General features: G+C 66.4%; 9 protein-coding genes. 5 read left to right on the top strand and 4 right to left on the bottom strand.

Annotated features, from left to right (window positions below; translation table 11 throughout):
* Positions 1–256 precede the first annotated feature (256 nt).
* Both ON04_RS16365 and ON04_RS15845 read right to left on the bottom strand, forming a co-directional pair.
* The gene (locus ON04_RS16365) at positions 257–802 is read right to left on the bottom strand and encodes a hypothetical protein (protein ID WP_141564591.1); all 546 of its coding nucleotides are present in this window, start codon (positions 800–802) and stop codon (positions 257–259) included.
* A gap of 1,090 nt (positions 803–1,892) precedes the next feature.
* Complete coding sequence (locus ON04_RS15845; protein WP_238529197.1) at positions 1,893–2,432, bottom strand: thioredoxin domain-containing protein; 540 nt, start codon at positions 2,430–2,432, stop codon at positions 1,893–1,895.
* A gap of 110 nt (positions 2,433–2,542) precedes the next feature.
* Between ON04_RS15845 and ON04_RS01760 the strand changes: the two genes are divergently transcribed.
* From ON04_RS01760 to ON04_RS01745, 4 genes are all read left to right on the top strand, one after another.
* Complete coding sequence (locus ON04_RS01760) at positions 2,543–3,694, top strand: DUF4185 domain-containing protein (protein WP_010539854.1); 1,152 nt, start codon at positions 2,543–2,545, stop codon at positions 3,692–3,694.
* A 362-nt stretch (positions 3,695–4,056) separates the two neighbouring features.
* The gene (locus ON04_RS01755) at positions 4,057–4,692 is read left to right on the top strand and encodes a hypothetical protein (RefSeq protein WP_010539853.1); all 636 of its coding nucleotides are present in this window, start codon (positions 4,057–4,059) and stop codon (positions 4,690–4,692) included.
* 108 nt (positions 4,693–4,800) lie between these two features.
* Positions 4,801–5,922 (top strand): glycerate kinase, encoded by a 1,122-nt coding sequence (locus tag ON04_RS01750; protein WP_010539852.1) that lies wholly within the window; start codon positions 4,801–4,803, stop codon positions 5,920–5,922.
* A 55-nt stretch (positions 5,923–5,977) separates the two neighbouring features.
* Positions 5,978–7,543, top strand: coding sequence for an FMN-binding glutamate synthase family protein (locus ON04_RS01745; protein WP_010539851.1), 1,566 nt, complete (start codon positions 5,978–5,980; stop codon positions 7,541–7,543).
* Between the two features lie 16 nt (positions 7,544–7,559).
* Here ON04_RS01745 and ON04_RS01740 read toward each other — a convergent pair whose 3' ends face one another.
* Positions 7,560–8,192, bottom strand: a complete 633-nt coding sequence (locus ON04_RS01740) for an HD domain-containing protein (RefSeq protein ID WP_010539850.1) — start codon at positions 8,190–8,192, stop codon at positions 7,560–7,562.
* A 216-nt stretch (positions 8,193–8,408) separates the two neighbouring features.
* Between ON04_RS01740 and ON04_RS01735 the strand changes: the two genes are divergently transcribed.
* On the top strand, positions 8,409–10,196 hold the full coding sequence (locus tag ON04_RS01735) for an AMP-dependent synthetase/ligase (RefSeq protein WP_010539849.1): 1,788 nt from the start codon (positions 8,409–8,411) through the stop codon (positions 10,194–10,196).
* 48 nt (positions 10,197–10,244) lie between these two features.
* Here ON04_RS01735 and ON04_RS01730 read toward each other — a convergent pair whose 3' ends face one another.
* Positions 10,245–12,053 (bottom strand): AMP-dependent synthetase/ligase, encoded by a 1,809-nt coding sequence (locus ON04_RS01730; protein WP_010539848.1) that lies wholly within the window; start codon positions 12,051–12,053, stop codon positions 10,245–10,247.
* Between the last annotated feature and the right edge of the window lie 127 nt (positions 12,054–12,180).

Raw genomic sequence — 12,180 nt, 5'->3', positions numbered from 1 at the left:
TCTGGTCGCCTTCACTTGTCGACGGGCGGACTCCGTGGTGTGTGGGGAGCCCCCCGTACTCAGAGAACCGCGGTGCTCTGGCTCCAGAATCATATGGGGAAAGGTGGCTCCCCACACAAGTCTGTGAAGTCAAATCTCAACCGCTGAAGTGGGACTACGATTCCACCTTGTGAGATTTATCTCAAGGTAACGGCACTCTGAAAACGCCGGATCCCCCGCACCGGAAGCCCGGGGCGAGGGATCAGCTCACTTCAGTTCACTTGATGAACGGCAACGGTGGGAGTGCGATCCCCTTCGGTAGGTCCACCTCGTAGTCGCCCAGAGAACCCGTCATGACGACCACGGCATTGACGCCAGCAATCGCGCCGGTGGCGTTTCCGCCTACGACTCCGGGTTCGCCACCTCGACCGTTCGGGGCCGGCGGGCCCGGCGCGACCGGCGGAGCCACGGCGCGGGCGGGCGGCGGAACCGGAAGACCCGGCAACGGCGGCAACACGATGCCCATATCAGCGGCCCACTGCGGAATCTGCGGTGCAGCGATCGCGATCCCTGCGATCGAACCGCCTACGAGAATCAGCGGAAAGAGCGAACCGACTGATGCCGATCCCGCATCCGAACCCGCCCCAATCGACCCCGCATCCAACGAACCCTCGGCCGACCCTTCGGACGACCCCTCAGAGCCCTGCCCACCAGACCCACCATCCGAACCCATCTCCGAACCCGACGACAGCTCGCCCAGCGAATCCCCACCAGAACCCGAAGAAAGCTGATCCAACGAACCCGGCTCCAGACTCCCCTCCAACGAAGCAGAATCCGAAGACCCCACCGAGACCGCAAGCATCAACCCGACCAACGAACCAGCAGCCAGAGACCCCGGGCCAACCGAACCGGGAAGCATCGACCCCGCATCCGAACCCGCCCCAATCGACCCCGCATCCAACGACCCCTCAGCCGACCCCTCGGACGACCCCTCAGAGCCCTGCCCACCAGACCCACCATCCGAACCCGACGACAGCTCGCCCAGCGAATCCCCACCAGAACCCGAAGAAAGCTGATCCAACGAACCCGGCTCCAGACTCCCCTCCAACGAAGCAGCATCCGAAGACGCCACCGAGACCGCAAGCATCAACCCGACCAACGAACCAGCCCCGACCGAGCCCAGGTCCATCGAGCCGGATGTGGACCCGGGAACCAACGAACCCGGACCGACAGAACCAGGGTCCATCGAGCCGGATGTGGACCCGGGAACCAACGAACCCGGACCGACAGAACCAGGGTCCAAAGAACTGAGAGCGGACCCGGGGCTCATTGAGCCCGGATCAACGGAACCAGGGTCCAACGAGCCGAGAACGGACCCGGGATTCAACGAACCCGGGTCGGCAGAGCCTGGATTGACGGAACCAGGATCCAATGAACTGCCAGCTGACCCCGGCTTCATTGAGCCCGGATCGAGCGAGCCGGACGACAGCTGATCGAGCGACCCCGGATCAGCCGAGCCGGGGTCGGAAGATCCGAGAAGCAGTTCGAGGTCGAGTCCGAGGCCGACGCCCAGTGATCCGTCCCGGGCGTGCGCGACTCCCGTCGAACCGGCAATCGCCAGAACCGCGACGCTGCCGAGCACAGCAATACGGAGTGGACGAGGACGATTATTCTTCATTCCAGAACTCGATTCTCTGGTCGGCCCCGCAAGGCTGCTACGCGGTGCGTTCCGCGATTGAGGCGTCGCCAAGAATCAGCATAGTGTTATCTGCATCACACTTCTACCGATAACACTGCGAAATTTGCACTCTTCGCCGGCCGGGTGTGCGCACACGTCGTCGTCATCCAACCGACGCCTACTCAGACCCCCGGAGCGCGACGAGATCTCAACCCACCCAGGGTCGCCCGCGCGCTCAGCGGCTGTCGCCCTCTATCTGACCGGCCCGCCCGAGTGCCTGGACGGGCGAGCGAGCGGAGGTGGCCTCCCGAATGCCCGAGACCGAAGCGGGGATCACCACTGGACCTGAGAGGGCCGGGGCGAGCAGCACCGCAGTGGGAGTTGCCTCCGAGCCCAGGTTGATGCTGCGGCACAGGTCGTAAGCCGCCTCGTCTCGCCAGATGTTGACCCAGTGGACATCCAGCCCCTCGCGAGCCGCACGGCGTCGCAGCGCGGATGAGTAGGGGCACCCAGGCCGCCAGAGAACCACCACCGCGCGCTCGATGCGAGCCGCACTGCGCACAGCGTCAAGCGGCTCATGCCCGACCACCCGCAGGGGCGAGTTCCAGAGGGCCGCGATGGCGGCCGCCATCAGGACGGCCACCGCCAACGGAGCACTGTGACCAAACCCGATGATGCTCCACGCGAGTACGCACCCCAGCGACATAACGGCGACCGGGCCGAACCAGTGGCCGGGGACGAGCTCTTTCCGGGCCCGCGCAAAGGGGTGAGTCACGCGCCCGACCATACGCGGAGACCTACGACGCTAGGCGCTTGCTTCACCCGATTGTGACCTTGCAACGGTCGTGGGCGCCCCCGGCACCGCCGAGCGGTAGCGTCAGTCACATGACGGCTTCGCCCCCGCCCAATGCAACCCCCCCGATCGCCACTCGCAAGGTCCGGGACCTTTCCGGACCGGGCATCACGACGGCATTCGGCATGGAGGGGACCGACCTCGGGATCCTCGCCCGCACCCCCTCCGGCCGACTCCTCTCGGTTTTCGGCGACACCTTCGCGGGCGCGGGAATCGGCGCGCCTCACGTGGGTCGACCGCACCCGGGAATCGCGCAGTGCTCCCCCACTACCGATGACCGGCCGGGCCCCGGCAACCCGGACTGGCGCTCCCCCGTGGGCCTGTTCTCCGACACCACCGATCCCGCCGCAGGGCTCGAATGGGCGGACGCCGCCGGACCCGGCCCCCACGACTACGCCTCACAGTTGATCGACTATGTCCACGGCCGGAGCTGCTCAACCATCCTGCCAAGCGACGTCCTGACCATCGGTCACACCATGTATCTACATGTCATGGTCAACGGGGGGCTCGGCACCGTCACCCGGACGCAGATCCACCGCTCGACCGACGACGGACGCACCTGGGAACCCACCGGCGTCGAATTTGCCGGGCGTCTCGAGGGAGGACACCGCCAACTGTGGACCTGGGAGCTCGGAGGCGACGGGTACGTCTACGTCCTGTCCACCGGGTTTCAGCGGGACAAGGGCGTCATTCTCATGCGCGTGCCCGAACAGAATCTTGCTGATCCAGACCTGGGCAAGTGGCAGACCTGGGGATTCAAGGATGGTCGCTGGGACTGGGGCCACCCCACCACCATCGTGCTCCCGGGGCGGATCGGCGAGATGTACCTGCGCAGGTGCGAGGACTTCTGGACTCTGACCTACTTCAATGCCGAGCACTACCGGATCGACTGTCTGACCTTCCCGCACATCGAGGCCGACCTGATGGACCCGGCCGCCACCACGCACACCACACTCCTGACCGGCTGCGCGTGGGGCGATGAGTCGGACGGCACCGACCCCGCTGCCGGGCCCGCCAGGGTGGCCCAGCTTTATGGGGGTTGTCCCGTTCCCGGCTCCACCCCGGAGCGGTGGCACTTCGTGGTGAGCCAGTGGAACACCCACGACTCCGCAGCAGGACCGGCCGGATGGCCATACAAGTCCATGCAATTCGTCGGCTCGGTCCCCCGCCCACCGGGGCGCTGAGGCGCGGGAGGCACCGGAAGCCCGGAACGGTGTGAGCCTGATCACCTTACTTCCGGATAAGCGCGCCGCGGATTACGACGTCCGTTGTCGGCCCCGACGGCATTCGGGCGGATGCTCGCCGTGCCTCCGATCGGGTCACACGAATGCTGTCCTCGCAGGCGGGCCACCAAACTCCGCTCGCATGCGGGCGCTCCCGAGAGGGCAACTAGGCACCTCGTGATCGGAGTGTTACCTCAAGAAACGCTCAGCATCCGAACCCCTTGCGCCCCCGATTTCCGCTTGTAGTGTCGCCAACGCACCTCGCTCCGACCGAGGTGCCCGCGATGAGAGACATCGGGGTCGATGCAGATCGGAGTTCATCTATGACGAACACCCACCGCAAGACCACCCACCGCACCGCTGCCCGAATCGCCGCAGTCAGCGCATTCGGAATCGGTGCCGCCATCGCGGCCCCCGGACTGGCCGCCGCAGCGGACACCGCTCCCGAGGGCCCCGCCGCGAGCCTCGAGAAACTCACGGGCGAGGACAGCAGCCTTGAGGGCGCCCTCAACACGGACCTCACACTCGACGTCGGCAGCCTTGCCCTCAACCTCAACCTCGACGCCGAGGCACCTAACCCGGGATCCATCGAGTTCGGCAGCCTCGGCATCTCCCCGAACACCGGCAGCGCCCTCATCGACGGCGACACCGGATCGGGCTCCAACGAGGACAAGGGCGGAACCGCCGAAGGCGATGGCTCACTCGACACCGGCTCGCTGACCAGCGGTAGTGACGACGCCGAGACCACCAAGCCTGCCACGGTCGCCGACGAAAAGACCGCCACCCCCAATGCTGAGGGCTCCGGCTTGCTCGGGTCGCTCGGCTCGACGGACGAGGGGACGGAAGAGGACACGGTCGAGGCCGAGAACACCGACTCCGGCTCGCTGAGCGGCTCGCTCGCCGGCCTGAGCTCCAACGCCAACGACAATGGCACTGAGGGCACCGGCCCAGCCGCCTGATCTCTCTCGCGCATTCGGATGCGCTTTCCCTGCCCGGGTTCGAGACACTCCCCCGTCACGAACCCGGGCCGTCGTGTGTCTCCGGACACGATGGGGGATGATGCAGGTGTGACGATCGTCGTGGCCTGCGGGGCCTTCAAGGGCTCACTCACCGCTGTCGAGGCCTGCCATCACGCCGCGGAGGGTGCGAGGCGTGCGCATCCCGACGTCGACGTGCTCGAACGTCCGGTCGCCGACGGCGGCGGCGGAAGCCTTGAAGTGATGGTCGCCAGCGGTGCCCGCACGGTGGCGGTGACGGTCTCCGGCCCCACCGGTGAGATGGTCGAGACCTCTTTCGCCGCCATCGATCCGGATACCGCGTTCGTCGAGATGGCGGATGCATGTGGCCTGCTCCGTCTCCCGGGCGGCGAACTCAGACCGCTCGAAGCCTCAAGTCGAGGCGTGGGCGAAGTCCTGCTGGCGGCCCTGCGATCCGGGCGCGGCAACATTCATCTGGGCATCGGTGGCAGCGCCTCAACCGACGGCGGCACCGGCATGTTGTCGGCGCTGGGTGTCAGGTTCCTCGACGCCGCCGGCAACGAGCTCCCCGACGGCGGCGGCGCCCTGTCCGAGCTGGACCGTGTGGATCTCGACGGCCTCGATCCCGCGGTTCGCGCCTCCCGGATACTGGTGGCCTGCGACGTGGACAATCCGCTCCTCGGCCCGCTCGGTGCGGCCCGCGTTTACGGACCACAGAAGGGCGCGACCGCCGAGCAGGTCGACGACCTCGAGGCAGGGCTGACCCGTCTCGTGGAGGTATTGCGCACCCAGGGTTTGAACGTGGACCCCGACGCCCCAGGCTCCGGGGCCGCAGGAGGCGTCGGATTCGCGGCTCGAGAACTGCTAGGAGCCTCGCTCGACCCCGGCTTCGAGGTCCTCGGCACGCTGACGGGCCTAGAAGATGTGGTGTCAGCCGCGGAGCTGGTGGTCACCGGCGAAGGACGCCTCGACGATCAGACGATGCACGGCAAGACCCCGATGGGTGTGGCTGCTCTCTGCCGCACCCACGCGGTGCCGGTGGTCGCCGTGTGCGGGCGGCTGGACCTCGAGGCCGACCGGGTTGCCGCGGCAGGGTTCGCCGCCGCAGCCGCACTGACCGAGAAGGAACCTGACCTGGCGCGATCCATGGCCAACGCGGGCCCACTGCTCGAAGACGTGGCGGCCGAGGTCATCTCGCGAATTCTGCCCTGAGTCGATAGCGGCGTTCCTACCGCCGACTCGCCAAACTGTGGCCCATCATGAGCGCATGCGCAAATGGCTCCTCGGTGCCCCGCTCGCCACGCTGGCCGCGGTCGCAGCCGCCGACATGCGACAGACCCGCTACCCAGTCTTGCGGAACTTCCCTGTCCTCGGGCACGCGCGGCGGGCACTGACCGCGATCGGCCCCGAACTGCGGCAGTACATCGTGGCGAGCAACAACGAGGAACGGCCGTTCACCCGGGATCAGCGCGACTGGGTTTACGAGTCCGCCGAGAAGCGGGCCACCACGTTCGGCTTCGGAACCGACAATGATGTCGAGTTCCTCGAGGGTTACCCCGTCATCAAGCAGCGCACGTTCAGTGACGTCGCCCTGTCCGCGCATATCCACTCCGGCGAGTTTCTGCCGACTCCGCCCGCCAAGGTGCTCGGTGGTGCCCGTGGCCGGGCGCGCGCGTTCCGCCCTGACTCCCTGGTCTCGATCTCGGCCATGAGCTACGGCGCCCTGTCCGGGCCGGCCGTCGAGGCGCTCAACCGCGGGGCTGCGCTCGCCGGCGCGCTGCACAACACCGGCGAGGGCGGACTCAGCCCGTACCATCAGAACGGCGCCGACCTGATCTACCAGATCGGGACCGCCTACTTCGGGTGTCGGGACGAGGCGGGCCGCTTCGACATCGAGAAGCTGGTCGCCCTCACCGAGAAGAACCCCATACGCGCGATCGAGATCAAGCTCAGCCAGGGCGCAAAGCCCGGGCTCGGCGGGCTCCTGCCCGCCGCGAAGATCACCCGGGAGGTCTCGGAGCTTCGTGGCATCCCGATGGGCGAGGACTGCGCAAGCCCGTCGCGCCACACAGCCTTTCACGACGTCGACTCCCTCCTCGACCTCGTGGAGGAGATCGCCGACCGCACGGGCCTACCCGTGGGAATCAAGTCTGCAGTCGGAGAAACCCACTTCTGGTCCGAACTAGCCGCCGCCATGGTCCCCCGTGATCGTGGCGTCGACTTCATCACGATCGACGGTGGCGAGGGCGGCACCGGCGCCGGTCCCCTGGTCTTTTCAGACGCTGTCTCCCTGCCATTCCGGCTTGGATTTCCCCGTGTCTATTCGCTCTTCGCGGAGGCGGGTCTCACCGACGATGTGGTGTTCATCGGTTCCGGCAAGCTCGGGATCCCCGAGAACGCGGTGGTGGCCTTCGCTATGGGCGTCGACATGATCAACGTGGCCCGCGAACCGATGCTCTCGGTGGGTTGCATCCAAGCACAGAAATGTCACACGGGCGGCTGCCCGACAGGCGTGGCGACCCAGAATCCGTGGCTCATCCGCGGCATCGACCCCGCGACCATGGCCGAGCGCTGCGCCAATTACCTCCGTGCGCTGCGTCGCGAGCTGATCAAGGTCTCCGGCGCCGTCGGTGTCCCGCACCCTGCACTGATCGGACCGACGGATGTGGAACTAGCCCGCGGCACCCGTGATTCACATACCCTCGCCGAGATCTACGACTACAGCGAGGGCTGGGGCCTGCCCGGTGAGTCCGATATGAAGGCCATCACGGAGATTATGGTGGCTAACGGCGTGGCCGAGTACACGGCGGCGGGTACGCCTCCGGGCGTCTGACCAGACCTCGGGACACTTAATCGTCTGAGACGCCCGCTCGCAGGAGTCCCAGCTCACGGTTGAGGTTGGCGTGCGCCTGCTTCTCCCAGATATCGCGCCCAGCGCGCGTGAGAAACACCGATCTGCGTTCGAGTAACCCCTCGAGCGCGGCGATACGCCCGGCTACGAACCGCTCACCCGGCACATGTGCGAATTCGTGGCGCACTTCTTTCGAGTAGGTGTCATAGGTCTCCGGGTCCGCGCCCAATACCGCGAGGTCCGCATCGGAGAGCACCGCCCCGTTGAGATCGCCGGGCTCGACACGGTGCCCTCCCATGGCCCGCACCAGGCGCACCACCTCGTCTACCGGTGCGGCCGGGTCGAGCACCTTCTCGGTCCACACCGCCGACTTGTCGTTGTTCTCCGACTCCGTGGGATCGAACACCGCAGTGTGAAACCAGGCGGCCAGACGGACCGCGGTGCCGTCGAACGACTCCCCGTCGGCCTCAAGCACATCCACGGCTCTCAGTACCGCTCGCAGGTGCGTGACGTTGTGATAACACCGCTGCGGGTCGTTCCAACGTTCCAGCAGTTCAGAGCGCAGTTCGTCGGTCAGGAACTCGACCTCGAGGTCGAGAGGGTCAGCGGCCGTCCCGCGGTCGGTATCCATGTTCAGACCTTACCGCCGGGCATCGAGCGGGGCAGGCCGGATCGGAACAACGCCCGCTTTTCGACCTCTCCCATCGATCAAACCCGAGCAGCCGACGAGAACGCCCGTGTTCGGCCGCTCGTATAAATAGATACAAATAGACAGTGGTCCACACGGGGGGCCGGTCGCCACCTACACTCGGCAGTGATGCAGGCCACACATGACCTAAGGATCACGATGACCACCGAGTTCGCCAGCCCTCCCGCCACCAAGCCTTTTCCCGTCGAGAACCTCGGCAGACTGGTGTTCAAGAACGCCGAGGAGGCACCGAACGACGTCGCCGTGCTCCGACTCGTCGGAAGCGATTGGCAGGAAGTGTCCTGTGCGGAGTATCTGGAGGAGGTCAAGAGCGTCGCCAAGGGCCTCATGGCCCACAACGTCAAGCCGGGCGACCGCCTGGCAATCATGAGCCACACCCGCTATGAGTGGTCGCTCATCGCCTGGGCCAGCTGGGTAGTCGGCGCCATCACAGTCCCGATCTACGAGACTTCATCCTCCGCCCAGTGTGACTGGATCCTCACCGACTCCGGGTCCTCGATCGCCGTGGTCGAGAACCTCGAACTGCGGGAGGTGCTCACCTCCGAGAGCAGCTGGGAGGGTGACATCCTGGTCATCGAGGACGATCTGATCGCCCGACTCGTCGAGGCGGGTGCCAGCATCTCTGACGACGAGGTCGAGAAGGTCTCACGCGCCACGACCCAGGACGACACCTGCGCGATCGTCTACACCTCCGGCACCACCGGCAATCCAAAGGGCTGCGAAATTGTGCACGGGGGTTTCGGTGATGTCGTCGTCGCCGTGGAGCAGCGCCTGGAGGCCGCGTTCGTCCCCAACAGCCGCACTCTGATCTTCCTCCCGCTGGCTCACGTCCTGGCCCGCATCGTGGAGGTGGCATGCTTCTACAAGCGCGTCACCGTCGCCCACGAGCCCGACGCGACCAAGGTCGTCGAGCGCCTGGCCGAGGTCCACCCGACGTTCCTGGTGTCGGTACCGCGCGTGTTGGAGAAGGTCTACAACTCGGCCGCCGCCAAGGCCGAGACCGCCGGTGGGGCCAAGGCCAAGATCTTCGGGGCCGCCGTCCAGACCGCCATCGATTACTCCAAGGCCCTCGAGGGCGGAGGCAAGCCGTCACTCGCCTTATCTCTCAAGCAGAAACTGTTCGCCAAGCTCGTCTACTCGAAGTTGCACGATGCTCTCGGCGGCGAGTGCGACCGCGTCATCTCCGGCGGCGGTCCCCTCGGTGCCCGGCTCGGCCACTTCTTCCGCGGTGCGGGCTTCGACCTGCTCGAGGGCTACGGTCTCACCGAGTCCTCCGGCGTCCTCACCGTCAACCCGATCAACGCGGCCAAGATCGGCACCGTCGGCATGCCGATCCCGGGCGTCACCATCCAGATCGCCGAGGACGGGGAGGTCCTGGCAAAGGCCAAAACCCTGTTCAAGGGGTATTGGCAGAACCCGCAGGCCAACGAGGACGCCTGGACCGGTGAGTGGTACCACACCGGTGACATCGGAGAGCTCGACTCGGACGGCTACCTGTCGATCACCGGCCGCAAGAAGGACCTCATCGTCACCGCCGGTGGAAAGAACGTCTCGCCGTCGCAACTCGAGGACAAGCTCGCTTCCGATCCGCTAATCAGCCAGGCCGTCGTGGTGGGCGACAACCGCAGCTACATCGCGGCCCTCATCACCATCGACCAGGAGACCTTCGCGGGCTGGCGAGACCGCAAGGGCAAGACCGGCGAGGTCAGCGACCTTCTGCAGGACGGCGATCTCGTCGGCGCGATCCAGGACGCCGTGGACCGGGCAAACGCCACCGTCTCACGCGCCGAGTCGATCCGGAAATTCAAGATCCTCGCGGCGGAGTTCACCGTCGAGGGCGGCGAGCTCACGCCGACGCTCAAGTTGAAGCGCAACGTGGTCCACGATCGCTTCTCCGGTGATATCGAGAACCTCTACACGAAGTAAGTCCCCTCCGCGCTTCCCGATGCCCGGGCCCCGTCGGGGTCCGGGCATTCAGGCGTACATGGCCTCGATCTGGTCGGAATAGTTCGTGTCCACCACGTGTCGTTTCACCTTGAGAGTCGCGGTGAGTTCACCGGAGTCCTCCGAGAAGTCATTCGGCAGGAGAGTGAATTTCTTGACGCCTTCGGCATGCGATACCTGGGCGTTGGCCTTGTCGATCGACTTCTGGATCTCGGAGCGCAGCGCGTCGTTGTCCGCCAGGTCCTTGAGGGACGCGTCACCGTGTCCGTTGTCCCGGGCCCACTTGCCTGCTCCCTCCTCGTCGAGAGTGACCAGAGCGGAAACGAACCGTCGCCCCTCTCCCACGAGCAACGCGTGGCCGACGAGCGGATTCGACCGGATCGTGTCCTCTATCGGGCCGGGAGAGACGTTCTTGCCCCCGGCGGTGACGATGATCTCCTTGGCCCGCCCGGTGATGGTCAGGTAACCGTCATCGTCCAGTGAGCCCAGGTCGCCGGTGGCAAACCAGCCGTCCCGGAGGGCCTCGGCGGTCGCCTCCTGGTTGTTCCAGTAACTGGTGAACACGACGGGCCCGGAGATCTCCACCTCGCCAGACTCGGCAATCCGGACGGAGTTGCCGGCTACCGGCTGACCGACGGTCCCGATCCGCTGGCAACCGGGCCCGTTGACGGTGACCGCCGCGGTGCTCTCGGTGAGGCCGTAGCCCTCATAGAGCGGGACTCCGAGGCCGCGGAAGAAGTGCGAGATGCGGTCGGGCAGGGCACCTCCGCCGGAAATGGCGTACTGGCAGCGGCCACCGAGCGCCTCGCGCACACTGCTGTAGACGGCAACATCCAGGACCTTGTACTGGACCGCGTGGGCGAGGGAGGCCCTACCGCCGTCGTCAAGACCGTCTCCACCGCGGAGCTCACTGGCCTTGATCGCGACCTCTTCCGCGCGCTCGAAGATCTGCTTCTGAAGTCGCCCCTTGTCCCCGGCTGTCTTGGCGATCCCATCGCGCACCTTCTCGAAGACACGGGGGACGCCGAGGATCATGTGGGGCCGGAAGTCTGCAAAACGCGCGAGAAGGGTGGCCGTGTCGTCCCAGAACCCCGTAGTCGCTCCGCCCAGGAAAACGGTGTAGGTGACGGCCCGTGCCAGGACGTGCGCCAGCGGCAGGAACATGAGCACCTTGTTGCCGTCCTGCGCCATGCTCCCGATGGGGTGGTCGAGCAGTCCGTGACACTCGGCGAGCAGGTTGCGGTGGGTGATCACGCAACCTTTCGGCCGGCCGGTTGTGCCGGAGGTGTAGATGATCGACGCGGGATCGTCAGTCGCGATGGTCGCGAGGGCGGCGTCGAGGGTCTCCGCGGACACATCCCCACCGCCCTTCTCGAGAGTGTCGAGTCCTCCGTCGTCGAGGTAGAGGACGTGGGCGCAGGAGTCGGGCACCTCGGTGGCGTCCACCACGGCCACGTGCGCATCGCCCTCGGCCACGAGGATCTTGGCGCCGGAGTCGGCGAGAATCCACTCGAGCTGCCCGGCGGAAGACGAGGGGTAGACGGGGACGGAGATGGCGCCCGCGGTCCAGATGGCCAGGTCTACGAGGATCCATTCGAGACGCGTGCCGGCCATGAGGGCCACGCGGTCGCCCGGCTCGACGCCCGCCGCGACGAGACCGGCGGCGATCCGATCCACGCGGTCCACGACCTCACTGTTGGTGACCGGCTGCCAGCTCTCCCCCGGGAAGTGCTCGAACGCGACGGAGCCCGGAGCGTCGGCGGCGCGCCGTCGTGCGACGGCCGGGATCAGATCGTCGCTCGTGTAGGTGCGATCGGTGGGGACGGAAATCTCGCGCATACTGCGGTGCGACCTTTCGGAAACGACGACGAGGAGTGCGCTCCATTATCGGCCCAGCCGTGGCCACCCCGCCAAATCCTGACACATTTCTGGGGCGAGAGCGCGTAAACGAATGCCTCGTCCCGTA

This window comes from Dietzia alimentaria 72 (genome assembly GCF_000226215.1).
In the GTDB taxonomy this organism is placed as follows: Bacteria; Actinomycetota; Actinomycetes; order Mycobacteriales; family Mycobacteriaceae; genus Dietzia; species Dietzia alimentaria.
Note: the sequence above shows the minus strand (reverse complement) of the source record. Positions and strands in the feature narration are given on the sequence as shown.